General features: G+C 69.4%; 15 protein-coding genes. 7 read left to right on the plus strand and 8 right to left on the minus strand.

Going from position 1 to position 15,085, the window contains the following annotated elements; all coding sequences use genetic code 11:
* Window positions 1-68: 68 nt before the first annotated feature.
* The 3 genes from VHU88_06965 to VHU88_06975 are packed head-to-tail and all read right to left on the minus strand — an operon-like array spanning window position 69 to window position 5,973.
* Complete coding sequence (locus tag VHU88_06965) at window positions 69-1,211, minus strand: enolase C-terminal domain-like protein (GenBank protein ID HEX3611412.1); 1,143 nt, start codon at window positions 1,209-1,211, stop codon at window positions 69-71.
* Window positions 1,208-3,022, minus strand: coding sequence for a thiamine pyrophosphate-requiring protein (locus tag VHU88_06970; protein ID HEX3611413.1), 1,815 nt, complete (start codon window positions 3,020-3,022; stop codon window positions 1,208-1,210). The genes VHU88_06965 and VHU88_06970 overlap by 4 nt, the downstream gene beginning before the upstream one ends.
* Window positions 3,022-5,973: an FAD-binding and (Fe-S)-binding domain-containing protein gene (locus VHU88_06975; protein HEX3611414.1), complete on the minus strand. Its 2,952-nt coding sequence runs from the start codon at window positions 5,971-5,973 to the stop codon at window positions 3,022-3,024. Before VHU88_06975 ends, VHU88_06970 begins: the two co-directional genes overlap by 1 nt.
* Before the next feature lie 207 nt (window positions 5,974-6,180).
* On the opposite strand from VHU88_06975, the gene VHU88_06980 reads away from it, so the two are divergent.
* Complete coding sequence (locus VHU88_06980) at window positions 6,181-6,669, plus strand: DUF6328 family protein (GenBank protein ID HEX3611415.1); 489 nt, start codon at window positions 6,181-6,183, stop codon at window positions 6,667-6,669.
* Window positions 6,670-6,756: 87 nt separating this feature from the next.
* On the opposite strand, the gene VHU88_06985 is transcribed toward VHU88_06980, so the two are convergent.
* The 4 genes from VHU88_06985 to VHU88_07000 form a co-directional block, all read right to left on the minus strand.
* A complete protein-coding gene (locus VHU88_06985; GenBank protein HEX3611416.1) occupies window positions 6,757-6,993 on the minus strand; it encodes a hypothetical protein in 237 nt (78 codons plus the stop codon).
* 111 nt (window positions 6,994-7,104) lie between these two features.
* The gene (locus VHU88_06990) at window positions 7,105-7,386 is read right to left on the minus strand and encodes a DUF4235 domain-containing protein (protein HEX3611417.1); all 282 of its coding nucleotides are present in this window, start codon (window positions 7,384-7,386) and stop codon (window positions 7,105-7,107) included.
* 22 nt (window positions 7,387-7,408) lie between these two features.
* The gene (locus VHU88_06995; GenBank protein HEX3611418.1) at window positions 7,409-7,894 is read right to left on the minus strand and encodes a hypothetical protein; all 486 of its coding nucleotides are present in this window, start codon (window positions 7,892-7,894) and stop codon (window positions 7,409-7,411) included.
* Between the two features lie 61 nt (window positions 7,895-7,955).
* Window positions 7,956-8,153: a general stress protein gene (locus VHU88_07000; protein ID HEX3611419.1), complete on the minus strand. Its 198-nt coding sequence runs from the start codon at window positions 8,151-8,153 to the stop codon at window positions 7,956-7,958.
* A gap of 261 nt (window positions 8,154-8,414) precedes the next feature.
* Between VHU88_07000 and VHU88_07005 the strand changes: the two genes are divergently transcribed.
* Entirely contained in the window at window positions 8,415-9,245 is an 831-nt protein-coding gene (locus VHU88_07005) for a sigma-70 family RNA polymerase sigma factor (GenBank protein ID HEX3611420.1), read from the plus strand.
* A 23-nt stretch (window positions 9,246-9,268) separates the two neighbouring features.
* On the opposite strand, the gene VHU88_07010 is transcribed toward VHU88_07005, so the two are convergent.
* On the minus strand, window positions 9,269-10,264 hold the full coding sequence (locus VHU88_07010; GenBank protein ID HEX3611421.1) for a glutathione S-transferase C-terminal domain-containing protein: 996 nt from the start codon (window positions 10,262-10,264) through the stop codon (window positions 9,269-9,271).
* Between the two features lie 229 nt (window positions 10,265-10,493).
* Here VHU88_07010 and VHU88_07015 point away from each other — a divergent pair, with 229 nt between their 5' ends.
* From VHU88_07015 to VHU88_07035, 5 genes are read left to right on the plus strand one after another with little or no spacing between them, the layout of a single operon-like run.
* Window positions 10,494-11,339 carry a SigB/SigF/SigG family RNA polymerase sigma factor gene (locus VHU88_07015; GenBank protein HEX3611422.1) on the plus strand — a complete coding sequence of 282 codons (846 nt, stop codon included), beginning with the start codon at window positions 10,494-10,496 and terminating at the stop codon, window positions 11,337-11,339.
* Window positions 11,340-11,393: 54 nt separating this feature from the next.
* Window positions 11,394-12,110, plus strand: a complete 717-nt coding sequence (locus VHU88_07020) for an HAD family hydrolase (protein ID HEX3611423.1) — start codon at window positions 11,394-11,396, stop codon at window positions 12,108-12,110.
* A 60-nt stretch (window positions 12,111-12,170) separates the two neighbouring features.
* Window positions 12,171-12,713 (plus strand): gluconokinase, encoded by a 543-nt coding sequence (locus VHU88_07025; protein ID HEX3611424.1) that lies wholly within the window; start codon window positions 12,171-12,173, stop codon window positions 12,711-12,713.
* Window positions 12,706-14,124, plus strand: a complete 1,419-nt coding sequence (locus tag VHU88_07030; GenBank protein HEX3611425.1) for a gluconate:H+ symporter — start codon at window positions 12,706-12,708, stop codon at window positions 14,122-14,124. The genes VHU88_07025 and VHU88_07030 overlap by 8 nt, the downstream gene beginning before the upstream one ends.
* Window positions 14,125-14,166: 42 nt before the next feature.
* Window positions 14,167-15,081, plus strand: coding sequence for an aldose 1-epimerase family protein (locus tag VHU88_07035; GenBank protein ID HEX3611426.1), 915 nt, complete (start codon window positions 14,167-14,169; stop codon window positions 15,079-15,081).
* The last annotated feature ends 4 nt before the right edge of the window (window positions 15,082-15,085 follow it).

The raw sequence follows: 15,085 nt of genomic DNA on the forward strand, positions 1-15,085 counted from the left end.
TTGGCGGGCCACGGACCAGGCCCGTACTACCCCCGCCGTGGTCGGCTCAGGTGGGCTCCGCTGCGCCGTTATTTCGTTGCGCGTCCGATGGGGTTCCCGCTGTCGTTGCGGTGCTTATCCTCAGAAGGCTCAGGCCGAGGATGAATCCCCAGTCCCGGTTGATCTTCGCGCAATCGCACTGTTCCACCCCTCGGCTCCAGCGCCCCCTCAAACAGCATTGCCTCAATCCGCCGATGGTCGTGGAACCACTCGACGTGTCGAGCGTTCGGAAGGGCCGCCAGCAGCGGCGCATGCAGATTCGGCGCACAATGCCCGGACACGTCGAGTCCGTGCGCAGCGGCCACGGCCGCGGCGCGCAGGAACTCGGTGATCCCGCCGCACCGCGTCACGTCGATCTGCAAACACCCGACCGCCTGTGTGGTGCACAACCGCGCCAGGTCCGCCAGGCTGTGCCCGTACTCGCCGGCGGCCACCTCCGCCCGACTGCGTTCCCGTACGGCGCGCAGACCGTCGGTGTCCTCGCTGGAGACCGGCTCCTCGAACCACCGCACGTCATACCGTTCCATGGCCCTGGCCAGCCGGATCGCCTGCGCGGCCGAGTAGGCCCCGTTCGCGTCGACGAAAAGCTCGACGTCCGGCCCGATCCACTCCCGCACCTGCTCGACGCGGCGCAGGTCGCGCTCCTCGGCGGTCCCCCAGTTCTCCCCGATCTTGATCTTCACCCGGGTCATGCCCTCGTCCTGCCAGGACCGCACCTGCTCGCGCAATCGGGCGTCGTCGTAGGTGATGAACCCGCCGCTGCCGTAGACCGCGACGTCGCCGCGCACGGCGCCGAGCAGTCGGTGCAATGGGATCTCCAGCAGTCGGGCCTTCAGATCCCACAACGCGTAGTCCACGGCCGACAGCGCCATGCCGCCGATGCCCGGACGGCCGAGGTTGCGCAGCGCCCGGACCATCGCCGTCCACGCCGCCGTGGTGGCCATCGGGTCGTGGTCGACCAGCACCGGAGCCAGCGTCTGCTCGATCACCGCGGCGCAGGCAGGTGAGCCGTAGGTCCAGCCCAGGCCGACCTCGCTCCCGGCGATCACCTGGGCCAGCACCAGAGTTGTGCCGTCCCAGTCCGCCGTGCCATCGGCCTCCGGGAAGTCGGTCGGGACCGTCCAGACCGAGGTCATCACCCCGGCGATCGATGGGAACTGACGCACCGTCACCCGTGCTCATCCTGGTGTTTGTGCCCAGGACCGGGCAGGAAGTCCTGCACCTTGGTCTTGATCCCTTCCTTGACGACATCGAAGCGGTCGGAGTCGCCGCGGACCAGGGCCTCGACGGCGTTCTCGATCTGGGCCCAGGTGGCGTGCGGCGGGATCGGCGGCACGGCGGGGTCGGTCCGGAACTCGATCAGCGCGGGTCGATCGGCGGCCAGGACCGAGTCCCAGGCGTCGGCCACCTCGCTCGGCTTCTCCACCGAGATCCCGACCAGGCCGAGGCTGCGGGCGTAGCCGGCGTAGGGGAAGTCGGGCAACTGCTGCGAGGGCAGGAACTGCGGCGAGCCGCCCATCCCGCGAAGCTCCCAGGTGACCTGGTTCAGGTCGTCATTGTGCAGAACGGCGATCACCAGGCGCGGGTCGGCCCAGTTCCGCCAGTACTTCGCGATGGTGATCATCTCGTTGATGCCGTTCATCTGCATCGCGCCATCGCCGACCAAGGCGTAAACCGGTCGGTCCGGCATCGCGTACTTGGCACCGATCGCGTACGGCACGCCGCAGCCCATCGTGGCCAACGTGCCAGAGAGCGTGGCACGCATCGTGCCTCGCATCTTGACGTGGCGGGCGTACCAGTTCGTCGACGAACCGGAGTCGGCGGTGATCACGGCGTCGTCGGGCAGCCGCGGTGAGAGTTCGTGGAAGACGTACTCCGGGTTGATGGGGTCGGCCTCGACGTGGGCGCGACGGGCCATCACGTCCCACCACCGCGCGGTGTTGCTCTCGATCTGCTTGCGCCACGACCGGTCGGAGTTCGCGACCAGCCGGGGCAGCAGCGCGCGCAGCGTCGCCGCGGCGTCGCCGACCAGGTTGACCTCGAACGGGTAACGCAGCCCGATCATGGTCGGGTCGATGTCGATCTGGATGCCCCGGGCCTGCCCGTAGTCCGGCAGGAACTGGCTGTACGGGAAGTTCGACCCGACCACCAGCAGCGCATCGCACTTCGACATCAACTCGTACGACGGCCGGGTACCCAGCAGCCCGATCGAGCCGGTCACCCAGGCCGGCTCATCGGGCAGGACATCCTTGCCCAGCAGGGCTTTCGCGACCCCGGCGCCGAGCAGTTCGGCCAACTGCGTGACCTCGGCCGCGGCACCGCGGGCGCCCTGGCCGACCAGGATCGCGGGCCGCTTCGCCTGGTTGAGAATGGCCGCGGCTCGCTCCAGGTCGGCGTCCGAGGGCACCGGGACGGACCAGGTCAGGTCACGGCTGGAGGGCACCATCTTGAACTCGTGGCCCGGCGCGCTGTACCTCAGCTCCTGCACGTCCGACGGGATGATCACGGCTGTGACGGTGCGACGGGTGGCCGCGATGCGCATCGCGCGGTCCAGCACATTTGGCAACTGCTCGGGGACCGTGACCATCTGGCAGTAGGCGCCGGCGACGTCCTTGAACAAGGAGACCAGATCCACCTCCTGCTGGTAGGACCCGCCCATGGCCGAGCGGCTGGTCTGCCCGACGATCGCCACGACCGGCACGTGGTCGAGCAGCGCGTCGTAGAGCCCGTTGAGCAGGTGGATCGCGCCCGGGCCGCTGGTTGCTGTGCAGACCCCGACCTGGCCGGAGAACTTCGCGTAGGCACAGGCCGAGAACGCGGCCATCTCCTCGTGCCGGGCCTGGATGAACGTGGGCTTGTTGTCCGCCCGTTGCCACGCGGCGAGCAGCCCGTTGATGCCGTCGCCGGCGTAGCCGAACACCTGGTCGACGCCCCACTCGCGCAGGCGCTCCAGCACGTGATCGGCAACGGTCTGACTGCTCATCAGGTGATCCTCTCCTCGACGCCGGCCTCCGGCGTGCTGGTGGTGAGCTTCCGGCGGGACAGTCCGCGCGCCAGTAGTTGGGCCAGATGCATCGGCTCGTGCCCGGTGTCGGCCTGTTCGATCTGCGTCCGACAACTGAAGCCGTCGGCCAGGACCGCGGTGGCGAAACCTGCCGCGCGGACGCGCGGCAGCAGAACTCGCTCGGCCGCGGCCATCGAGACCTCGTGGTGGCCGGCCTCGAACCCGAAGTTCCCGGCCAGCCCGCAGCATCCGGAACCGAGCCGCTCGGCATCCACGCCTGCGGCTCTCAGCAGTTGGTCGTCGGCCTCGCTGCCGAGCACGGCGTGCTGGTGGCAGTGGGTCTGGACCAGCGCGTCGCCACCCACCTGTGGTGGTTCCCAGTCCGGGGCACGCTTGGTGAGCACCTCGGCGAGCGTGAACGTCTGCCGGGACAGCCGACGCATGTCCTCCCGGTGCGGCAACAGGTCCGGGCCGTCCGAGCGGAACACCGCGGCGCAGGACGGTTCCAGCACCACCATCGGGACCCCGGCACGGATCGGGCCGCGGAGCAGACCCAGCGTGCGCTCCAGGACCTGCTTGGCGATCCCCAGTTGGCCGGTGGAGATCCAGGTCAGTCCGCAGCACACGCTGCGAGTGGGCAGCCGGACGGTGAAGCCCGCGTCCTGGAGTACCTCGACCGCCGAGTGCATCACCTGCGGGTGGAAGGAATTGCTGAACGTATCCGGCCACAACAACACGGTCCCGCGCGCCCCGGTACGGACCGGCCGCGCTGCCCAGTCGTCGGTGAATCGACGAGGGGCGAACTTCGGCAGTTCGCGCTCCGGCGCGATTCCGCCGAGTCGTTTCAGGACGTCCTTCAGACCGGGAGCCTGGGTCGCGGCGTTGACGACACCCGCCGCGGGCGCGGCCAGCCGAGCCCACAGCGGGAGCCAGCCCATCGACAGGTGCGCCCGGGGCCGCGGCCGGTGCTTGTAGTGGTGGGAGAGGAACTCGGCCTTGTAGGTGGCCATGTCCACCCCGACCGGGCAGTCGGACTTGCAGCCCTTGCAGGCCAGGCAGAGGTCGAGAGCGTCGCGGACCTCGGTCGAGCGCCAGCCGTCGCTGATCGTCTCGCCGCGGACCATCTCGTACAGCAGCCGCGCCCGGCCCCGGGTGGAGTGCACTTCGTCGCGAGTCACCATGTACGACGGGCACATGACCTGGTCGCTGCTGTCGGAGTTGCGGCACGAGCCGATCCCGACGCACCGGCGGGCGACCTTGCTGAACTGATTGTCGTCGCCGGGGTAGGCGAAGACGGTCAGGAACTTCTTCGGCGCGAAGTCAGTGCCCAGTCGCAGGTGGGAGTCCAGCGGGTTCGCCGCCACCACCTTGCCGGGGTTCATCCGGTTGTCCGGGTCGAACAGGTTCTTGACCTGCCCGAAGGCGTGCACCAGGCGGCGGCCGAACATCTTGCCCAGCAACTCGCCGCGCGACTGCCCGTCGCCGTGCTCACCGGACAGTGATCCGCCGTAGGACACCACAAGATCCGCGGCGCGCTCGACGAAGCTGCGGTAGTGCTTGATGCCGTCGGCCGTACGCAACTCGAACGGGATCCGGGTGTGCACGCAGCCCTGGCCGAAATGGCCGTAGAGCGCAGTCTCCTCCCGGTCGAAGCCGAACTCGTCGAGCAACGAACGCAGGTCGCGCAGGTAGTCGCCCAGCTTGTCCGGCGGCACCGCCGAGTCCTCCCAGCCCTCCCAGGTCTCGTGCTTGCCAAGGGGATGGGCGGTCGCGCCGAGACCGGCCTCCCGGGCCTCTTGGAGACGCTCCTCCTTGGCTGGGTCGTCGATCTCCACCGTATGCGGGGCCTTTTCACCGGACAACGAACGCATCCGTTCCAGCAGCCCGTGCGCTTTCTGCTCGGCCGCTTCGGGATCGTTGCCGGTGAACTGCACGGTGAGCCAACCGCCGCCGGCCGGCAGGCCACGGATCGCACTCTCGGCCAGGCCCTGCTCCCGGTCGAGGTTGATCAGGACCTCGTCCATCCCCTCCAACTGCCACGGATCGTGCTCGAGCACCGTCGGCACCGCGTCCGCGGCGGCGGCGATGTCCGGGAATCCCAGCACCACAAGAGCTTTCGCCTTGGGCACCGGCACCAGCAGCAGTTCGGCCTGCAGCACGATCGCCAGCGTGCCTTCCGAGCCGACCAAGGCACGGCCCAAGTCGAAGTTGTTCTCCGGCAGCAACGAGTCGAGGTTGTAGCCGGAGACCCGCCGCGGGATCTGCGGGTAACGCTTCCGGATCTCGTCCGCCTCGTCCGTGGCCAGTTCCCGCAATGCGCGATGTATCTGCGCGATCCGGCCACCCTCGGTCAACACCTTCTGGTAGGCCTCGTCGTCGGTCGGGCCGGCCCAGAACCGCGCGCCGTCGTAGGTGAGCACTTCGAGGCGCGCGATGTTGTCGACGGTCTTTCCGTAGGCCTGGGCGGTCGCCCCACAGGAGTTGTTGCCGATCATCCCGCCGATCGTGCAACTGCGGTGGGTGGAGGGACGGGGACCGAACATCAGGCCGTGCTCGGCGAGTTGCCGGTTCAGGTCGTCCAGCGCGATGCCCGGTTCGACCACGCACGTGGCCGCCGCCGGGTCGACCGAGATCAACTTGTTCAAGTGGCGGGTGAAGTCGAGCACGACAGCGGTGTTGGTCGTCTGCCCGGCCAGGCTGGTCCCGCCGCCACGGGCCAGCAGCGGTGCGCCGTGCGAACGGCAGATCCCCACCACGACGACCACGGCTTCGACGGTTCGGGGTTCGACGACCGCCGTCGGGGTCTGGCGGTAGTTCGAGGAGTCCGTGCTGTAGGCCGCGCGTGCACCGGCGTCGGAGCGGACATCCTCGCCGAGGACGTCGCACAGGTCCCGTACCAGCGAATCCGCCTGTGCCGCGCGGGTTTTCATCGAACCCTCATCCCCCCGCGGCCGTGTCCGATGTCATCTACGACCTGCCCAGAGGCGGGACCGGCGAAACGGTGGGCCGGACGCCCCGTCGTGAGTTCGCTTCCGATTCGGGTATTCAGCAAAAAACCGGTCGTTCGATGGCAGAGGAGCAGCGCCGTGGGCTCGTGCACCGAGTCAGGCAGGACTGCGCGTCGCGACTCGGCGGCGGTGACCGAAGCGGCGGCCGAGCGCCATGAGAGTCCCGTCGGACAGCTGGACCGCAACTGGACCGAGCTGCTCCAGGAGGTCCGCGTCACCCAGACCGGCGTCCAACTGTTGACGGGATTCCTGCTCACCCTTCCGTTCCAACAGCGCTTCGCGCTTCTGGACGACGTCCAGCAGCGGGTCTACCTTGCCGATGTCGCGCTGGCGGTCTCGGCCACGACACTGCTGGTGGCGCCGGTGCTGACCCACCGTCTTCTCTTCCGGGAGCACCGGCGGGCCTGGATCGTGCGTTGGGCGCACCGGTGCGCGCTGGCCGGGGCCGGACTGTTCGGGACCGCGCTGGTGGGCGTGACCTTTCTGATCTTCGACATCGTCGCGGGCCCGGTGCCGGGTCTGGTGATCGGCATCTGCACCGCGCTGTGGGTCCTGTGCACCTGGGCGGTAGCGCCCTGGCGGATCCACCACAGTCCCCGTCGGGAAACGGACGGCTGAGGCACGGGCGGACGTCGAGATGCCCGCCCGAAACTGCTTTCCGGACGGGCATGCTCGAACTTCAGTCAGTGAATCACCGGTGACGCATCACTGGTGGCTGCGCTGCTGGGCCTCGTGGGCCTCGGCGCGGGACCGCGCCTGCTCGGCCTCGGCCTCCTTGCCGGCGACCTCACGCTCGGCCTTGGCCTTGTCCTGCTGAGCCTGACCCTCGCGCTTGAGGTCGTCGTTCCCGCTGACGCTGCCGAAGGCTTCCTTGGCCTTGCCCTTCAGGTCCTCCATGACACCGCCGGCCGCTGCCTCCGGGCCGCTCTTCTCCTGAACCATTTTTCCTCCCTGATGTCCTGTCGTGCTGGTCTCGTCGTCTCCCCCGCCGTCGGGCTCCGTAGGTTCGGTCTACCCGGGCACGACGAGGCGAAAATGTTTGCTGACCGGGTTTCAGGCAGCTTGCGCCTCGGCGGGCCCCGGCCAGGTGCCCGTGACCTTCTCGACGCCGGTCGCCCCGCCCCGTTTGACCGCCGCGCGAACGGTCGCGTAGATGACGCCCTCCAACGCCGCGCCCAGCAGCACCGTTCCCCAACCCACGTACTTCTCCTCCGGGTCCGGGGCGCTGTCACCCTCGCCGAGGCGCCTCCACAGCAGGTCGAACAGTCGACCGGCCAACACGCCCGCCAGGGCACCAGAAACCGCGGACAGCGGCTTGTACATGACCTTTCCCATGCCGGTGCTCCATTTCTGCCAGTCAGGCCCGGGCCGACAGGTCCGCGACCCGCTCCTCGATCGCGCTGATCACCGTGGAGCGTGCCTTGTTGTTGCGCTCATGGCGGGAGACCGCCTGAACATGCGCCAAGTCGGAAAGGGTGCGCACCGCGGTGACCGCGTCGCCGGCGGAGAGTTCGTCGTAGCGCGGGATCGGGAACACGCCCTCACCCGGTTGGTGCAGCTGCGACCCGGCCGCCGTCGCGGTGTCCTGCGGGGGCAGGACGACGTCCCGCGTCGCGCCGTCCCCCGAGGGCGTCCCGGCCTCGCCCCTAGCTGTGATCCACCGGAACCCGGCCCCGGCAAGGTGCACGACACCGCCGAGAACCCCGCGCAGAGATCGAGCCGCCACCTGCAGGAGCGAACCCTTCCGCGACTGCATCCGGGCCTCGTTCGGGAGCATCGAGGTGGCCTGCGCACCCTTCGGGGCCGTGGTCGTCGGTGCGTCGTTCGTCGTGCTCTCAGACACATTTCTCCCTTCGTTCATCGTCTCCTCCTGGCCTACCCGGGCGGGCCGGCCGAATCAGACCTCAGCGGTTCTGATGGCTGCGCCGACCACCTTCAGCCTTCGCCTCGGTGGGTTGCGCCTGGTTGCCCTTGCGCCCGGCCTCGCGGGCGCGCTGCGGGTCGTTGGCGAAGTTGCCGCCGCTGGCCTTGCCGCCCTGGCTGGCGATCCGGCGTTGCCGCTCGGCGTCCATGCTTGCGAATCCACGAGTTCCGTCGGCCATTGCCAAGTCCTCCCTTGTCGACTCCGAGCTGGTTCACACCCAGCCCTCGAGTGCGGGATACCCAGCTGGGGGGTCCGAATCGGAGGCCGAAAATCGTCGGCAACGGCAAAATCCCGAACTGCACCAGATCGAGGCGCCGCGGGCGGTTTGCCATCCCACGCGGCCGAACAAGCCGAATCAAGGGGGTGGCACCGACAACCTCGGTCGCCCGCCCGGTGGGTCACACAATCGGCCTGCAACAGTAAGGAAGACGGATGTTTGATGAAGCTCGCCAACCGCATCGGTCACTGGTCCGCCCACTCCGCTGCGGCGCAGCGTCTGAACGCGGACCTGCCCGCCCGCTCGGATGAGGAGTTGTTCCAGGACCTGCGGGAAGCGTCCGGGGCGCAGGCCGAAGCGATCCGCGAGGCGTTGGTGACCCGACACAGCGGCTTGGTCCGCTGGCTCGCCGGACAGTACGCCAACAACCCGGTCGACGTGGAGGATCTGCGGCAGGTCGGGTACCTGGGCCTGGTCACGGCCATCGACCGGTTCGACGTCGACCGCGGGTACGAATTCGTCTCGTTCGCCCGGCCGACCGTGCAGGGCGAGATCCGCCGATACTTCCGCGACGAGCGTCGGTGGGTACGGATGCCCCGGCGCATCCAGGAGAACAAGGCAGCGATTCGCGTCGCGGCCGAGACGTTGACGCACGACCTGCACCGCGTGCCGAATGACGCCGAACTGGCCGAGTACCTCGGCCTGCCCGAACCGCTGGTCCGTGAGGCTGCGGCGGCGCAGGACACCTTCGCCCCAGTCTCGTTGGACGCCCCCGCCGGCCACGACGGCGAGGAGACATTCACGATCGCCGACACTGTCGGTTTTCCGGACACTCGACTGGACTTCCTGGTCGACTGCGACGCACTCAAGCCCTTGGTCGAGGAACTGAGCGACCGCGACCGCCTGATCCTGCACCTGCGCTACTACCAGGAACGGACCCAGAGCCAGATCGGGCAGGAGCTCGGCTGTTCGCAGATGCAGATCTCCCGGGTGTTGGCAGGCATCCACGACCGGTTGCGCGCCGGGCTCACCGACGACGCCGCAGCCGCCTGAGCCGGCCCGGTCAGCACGTTGGTTCAGTAGGGCCGCGGCGCGTTCTCCACCGGGACCCGTTCGGCCGGTTCGGGAGGCGCGGGAGCGGTCCCGGAACCGAACGGTCGTCCCCCGAGGGAGTCCCGACCGTGGGGGTCCAGCCAGCCCGACAGTTGCGGCCCGGCGGGCACGATCCCGGTCGGGTTCACGTTCCGGTGCACCTGGTAGTAGTGCTGCTTGATCTGGACGAAGTCGACCGTGTCACCGATGCCCGGGGTTTGGTACAGGTCGCGTGCGTAGGCCCAAAGCACGGGGTCCTCGGTCAGCTTGTTGCGGTTGCACTTGAAGTGCCCGTGGTAGACCGCGTCGAGGCGGACCAGGGTCGGGAACAACCGGACGTCGGCCTCGGTGATCGTGTCGCCTACCAGGTACCGCTGGGTGCGCAGACGTTCGGACAGCCAGTCCAGGCGCGCGAACAAGCGGTCGTAGGCCTGCTCGTAGGATTTCTGCTCGGTCGCGAAACCGCACCGGTACACGCCGTTGTTCACGTCGGCGTAGACGACCTCGTTGACCTCGTCGATCTCGGCCCGCAGGTCTTGCGGCCACAGGTCCGGCGCGCCGGGGCGGTGCAGGGCGACCCACTCGTGGGCAAGGTCCTCGGTGATCGTGCCGATGTCGTTGGTGACCGCCTTGCCGCTGGGCACGTCGACGATCGTCGGCACTGTGATGCCCTTGGCGTAGCCGGGGTCGCGGGCCAGGAAAGCCTCCCGGAGACGGTGGATGCCGAGCACGGGATCACGGCCGTCGCGGTCCAGCGTGAAGGTCCAACTGCGTTCGTCGTGGGTCGGCCCGGCGATGCCCATCGACAGGGCGTCCTCCAGCCCGAGCAGTCGCCGCACGATCACCGCGCGGTGCGCCCAGGGGCAGGCCCGGGCGACGACCAACCGGTAGCGACCGGCTTCGACCGGCCAACCGTCGCGGCCGTCGGCGGTGACCCGGTCGCTCAGATAGCTGCTGTCGCGCTCGAACGATCCACCCACTGACTCTCCTGTCTCGCTGGCCGGGCCTGCCTCGCTGGTCCGGGCCTGGTGTGGGAACCGTCACAGAGCCTGCGCCCGGTTCCGGACGCTGCGGATTTCGGCCGCGCGATGTCGTTTGCCCTGCCCGCCGGCGACCTAGTGATCGATATGTCGGGGTACGAGATCGGTCTGCCCCGACGGGCCTCGGTCACACAGCCGGCCAAGGTCCGCAGTACGGAGGGAAACGCCCGTGATTACCAGCACCAAGACCGCTACCCGTTCGGCTGCCGCCGCGGAAGCCCGCGCATTCGGTCCGCCCGGTCGAACTCTGGCCGAACTCACCGACGGGGACCTGTTCCGAATGCTCCGCACGGCGCAACCCGCCGACCGCGACCGGATTCGCGAGACCCTGGTCAGTCGACACACCGGACTGGTCCGTTGGTTGGCCGCGCAGTACGCCAACCAGGCCGTCGACGTCGAGGAACTGCGCCAGGTCGGCTACCTGGGCCTGGTCCTCGCGGTCGACCGGTTCGACGTCGACCGGGGCAGCGACTTCGTCTCGTTCGCCCGCCCGACCGTCCAGGGCGAGATCCGCCGCTGGTTCCGCGACAAGCGCCGCTGGGTGCGGCTGCCGCGCCGACTGCAGGAGGCCAAGGCGGTGCTGCGCAGCTCCGCCGAGGAACTCACGCACAAGCTGAACCGGGCGCCCACGATGACCGAGTTGGCCGAGCACTGCGGCCTGCCCGAGTCCCTGGTCGCCGAGGCCGAGGCGGCCGACGACAACTTCACCACCGCGTCGCTGGACGCGCCGGTGGGGCATGACGGCGACGAGTCCTTCAGCCTGGCCGACATGCTCGGCTCGAAGGACCCCGTGATGGACCTGCTGGTGGACTGCAACGCGCTGCGGCCGCTGCTGGCCGAACTCGACGACCGCGACCGCCGACTGCTCGAGCTGCGCTTCTACCAGGACTGCACGCAGGTCGAGATCGGCCGACAACTCGGTTGCTCGCAGATGCACGTCTCGCGTCTGCTCAACCGGATCCTGACCCAACTGCGCGCCGGCCTGCTGGACGAGCCGACGGCGGGTGCCGCCTGAGTCGCGGAATCCGGCCCCTGGGTCCGCGTCGTTCTCTCCGGGTAGGGGTCGGGTATGGCTGATCGCACCGCTGTTCTGTTCGACGTCGACGGAACTCTCGTCGACACCAACTACCTGCATACCGTTGCCTGGTGGCGGGCGTTTCGAACCGAGGACATCACCATCCCGATGAGCTGGCTCCATGCCACCGTCGGCAAGGGCACGGACCAGTTCCTGCCCGCGATCCTCGGCGACGACCTCGATCCGGAGCTGGCCCGTCGGCTCGACGAGGCGCACACCCACTTCTACGCACCCGATCTGCACGGACTGGTCGCGCTGCCGGGTGCCGCCGACCTGCTGCGCGCGGTCGCGCAGGCCGGTCACCGCGTGGTGCTGGCCTCCAGCTGTTCCTCGGCCGAGGCGGTGCATCTGCGCGCCGCGATCGGCGCCGACGACGTGATCGACGCGATGACCGACTCCGGCGACGTGGACGCGACCAAGCCGAACCCGGACCTGGTGCACGCGGCCCTGGACGCGGCCGGAACCACCGCCGACCGGGCGCTGATGGTCGGAGACACCGTCTGGGACGTCCACGCCGCGAAACGGGCCGGTGTGGCCTGCGTCGCGGTGCTGTGCGGCGGGATCTCGGAGGCGGCTCTGCGGGAAGCGGGCGCATTGGCCATCTACGACGACCCAGCCGATCTGCTCGCGCGGCTGGCGGGTTCACCGATCGCTGAGTTGAGTCGGCTGCGGCGTAAGGACCTCGTTCGCGCAGCCGCTCGATCGGGGTAAGTCCGGCACGGGCAGAATCGGACCGCTCGTCACCCGTCGCGACGCGGAGGTGTGGACAGCTTGGCCGGTTCAGCTGCTGATGCGACTACCGAGGCCGTCCCTGCGCGAGTGCTGGTCCTGATGGGCGTCTCCGGGTCGGGCAAGTCGAGCGTGGCAGCCCTGCTGGCCGGGCGGCTCGGTTGGCCGTTCGCCGAGGGCGACGACCTGCACCCGCCGGCCAACATCGCCAAGATGGCCGCCGGCCACGCGTTGGACGACGCCGACCGGGCACCGTGGCTGGAGCGCATCGCCGCCTGGATCGCCGAACGCCGCGCCGCGGGTGAGCCAGGCATCGTGACCTGCTCAGCGTTGAAACGCCGCTACCGGGATGTGCTGCGCGGCCCCGGCGTCGTGTTCGTCCACCTGGCGGGCAGCAGGGAACGGATCGGCGACCGCCTGGTGGCGCGCACCGGTCACTTCATGCCGGCCGCCCTGCTGGACTCCCAGTTCGCCGACCTGGAGCCGCTCGGCCCCGACGAGGACGCGATCACCGTCGAGGTCACCGGCACCGCCGCGCAGACGGCAGACGAGATCATCGCCAGGCTGCGTCGGGCCGATGCCTGACCACGCTGTTCACTTCGCCGCCGTGATCGGTGGCGCGCCGTGGAACTCCCACGACACGCGCCTGATCGCGGTCACCCTCGGCGGCATCATCGTCATCGTCGCGGCGATCGTCGTGGGCAAGCTGCACCCGTTCCTGGCGCTGCTGGTCGGTTCGATGCTGGTCGGTTTCGCCGCGGGCGTTCCGGCGGACAAGGTCGTGAGCAACTTCGAGTCCGGGGTGGGTTCGACGCTTCAGGAGGTCGGCCTGCTGATCGCCCTGGGGGCGATGCTCGGCCGACTGCTGGCCGACTCCGGCGGTTCGGACCGGGTCGTCGAGACGTTGTTGTCGCGCACGCGGGAGGTCCTGCTGCCGTGGGCGCTGGCGCTGGTCGCGGTGATCATCGGGTTGCCGATGTTCTTCGAGATCGGGCTGGTCCTGCTGCTGCCGGTGATCGTCCTGGTCGCCGACCACTCCGGTGCTCGGCTGATGCGGGTGGCGATCCCGGCGCTGGCTGGGCTCTCGGTTCTGCACGGGCTGATCCCGCCCCACCCCGGGCCATTGATCGCGATCTCCGCAGTGCACGCCCAACTGGGCACGACGCTGGCACTGGGCATCCTGGTCGCGATCCCGACCGTGGTGCTCTGCGGCCCGCTGCTGGGATTCGTGCTGGCGCGCTGGGTACCGGTGATGGCCTCGGCGCCGAAGGTGCCCGGTCCGCGCGGCGGAACGGCCCAGGACACCACCCCGGAACCGCAGCGGCGGCCGAGCTTCCCGGCGACGCTCGGCACGATCCTCTGCCCGGTGGTGCTGATGTTGGGCAAGGCGGCGGCGGACATCGCCTGGGACACCGGCAGCCCGCCGCCGGCCCGAAAGGTCCTGGACTTCATCGGCGAACCGTTGATTGCGCTGACCGTCGGGGTGCTGCTGGCGATGCTGAGCTTCGGTCGGGCGGTCGGCCTGACCGGTTCGGAGATCTCGGCCCGGCTGTCCGCCGGGGTCGCACCGGTCGCCTCCGTGATCCTCATCGTCGGGGCCGGCGGCGGGTTCAAGCAGAGCCTGATCGGGGCCGGGGTGGGCGACTCGGTGGCCAAGTTCGCGCACGGGGCGCATCTGTCGGTGCTGCTGCTCGGCTACCTGATCGCGGTCGCGCTGCGGCTGGCGACCGGGTCCGCAACGGTGGCGACGATCACCGCGGCGGGAATCGTCGCCCCGCTGGCCGGAAACCTGACGGGCACTCACACCGCGCTGCTGGCGTTGGCTATCGGGGCCGGCTCGCTCTTCCTGTCGCACGTCAACGACTCCGGCTTCTGGCTGGTGAAGGAGCTGTTCGGGCTGACGGTGGGTCAGACGTTCAAGACCTGGTCGGTGATGGAGACCGCCGTCTCGGTGGTGGGGTTCGGGGCTGTGATGGCTTTGTCCGCGGTCGTCTGACCGCGCGGATCAGATGCGATTGGTGAAGGGGGGTCCGGCGAGGTGAACGGCGCGCCGTCGGGTCAACAGTTCGAGCTCCAGTACGTCGACCAGCGGGCGACGGTCGTCGAGGTGGGCGCCGGGATCCGGACCTACCGGGTCGGCCAACGCGACGTGCTCGATCCCTATCCGGAGGCTGCCATCTGCGACGGCGGCCATGGGGCCGTGCTGATCCCCTGGCCGAACCGGGTCGCCGACGGCCGGTACCGGTTCGACGGCGTGGACTACCAACTCCCCCTCGAGGACCCGGGAAATCACGCCGCCATTCACGGGCTGTTGCGCTGGCGGCCCTGGAGTTGCCTGGAACGTGATCCGGACCGCGTCCTCCTCGGTGTCCGACTGCACCCGACGCCGGGCTACCCGTTCGCGCTCGACGCGCGGATCGAGTACGCCCTGAGCGTCGAGGGCCTCGCCGTCACCACCACGGCCGTCAACGTGGGATCCACCGACTGCCCGTACGCGACCGGGCAGCACCCGTACCTCTCGCCGGGCACCGGCCCGGTCGACGCCGCCACTCTGACGCTGGACGCGCGCACCTGGATCGACACCGACACCCCGAACCGGGTGCCCGGCGGCTGTCACCCGGTCGCCGGCAGCGAGTTGGATTTCCGAGTCGGCCGAGCGATCGGGCCGCAACGGATCGACACACCCTTCAGCGATCTGAGCCGCGACGCCGAAGGCCGGGCCACGGCCCGACTGACCGGGGCCGACGGCGCCACCGTGGAACTGTGGGCCGATTCCACCTACTCGGTCCTGCAGATCTTCACCGGGGACACACTGCGGCCCGACCGTAGGCGACTCGGGCTGGCCTGCGAGCCGATGACCGCGCCGCCGAATGCGCTGGCCACCGGGGACGGGCTGATCCGCCTGGCGCCGGGTGAGCGCACCGTTGCCCGCTGGGGCGTCCGACTGCACTGAGCCG

The sequence above is a fragment of the Sporichthyaceae bacterium genome, from assembly GCA_036269075.1.
In the GTDB taxonomy this organism is placed as follows: Bacteria; Actinomycetota; Actinomycetes; order Sporichthyales; family Sporichthyaceae; genus DASQPJ01.

What these genes read in the sequence shown, in the direction of transcription:
- VHU88_06970 (HEX3611413.1), bottom strand. Translation starts at nt 3,022, where the DNA reads ATGAGCAGTCAGACCGTTGCCGATCACGTGCTGGAGCGCCTGCGCGAG.
- VHU88_06975 (HEX3611414.1), bottom strand. Translation starts at nt 5,973, where the DNA reads ATGAAAACCCGCGCGGCACAGGCGGATTCGCTGGTACGGGACCTGTGC.
- VHU88_06985 (HEX3611416.1), bottom strand. Translation starts at nt 6,993, where the DNA reads ATGGTTCAGGAGAAGAGCGGCCCGGAGGCAGCGGCCGGCGGTGTCATG.
- VHU88_06990 (HEX3611417.1), bottom strand. Translation starts at nt 7,386, where the DNA reads ATGGGAAAGGTCATGTACAAGCCGCTGTCCGCGGTTTCTGGTGCCCTG.
- VHU88_07000 (HEX3611419.1), bottom strand. Translation starts at nt 8,153, where the DNA reads ATGGCCGACGGAACTCGTGGATTCGCAAGCATGGACGCCGAGCGGCAA.
- VHU88_07005 (HEX3611420.1), top strand. Translation starts at nt 8,415, where the DNA reads ATGAAGCTCGCCAACCGCATCGGTCACTGGTCCGCCCACTCCGCTGCG.
- VHU88_07020 (HEX3611423.1), top strand. Translation starts at nt 11,394, where the DNA reads ATGGCTGATCGCACCGCTGTTCTGTTCGACGTCGACGGAACTCTCGTC.
- VHU88_07030 (HEX3611425.1), top strand. Translation starts at nt 12,706, where the DNA reads ATGCCTGACCACGCTGTTCACTTCGCCGCCGTGATCGGTGGCGCGCCG.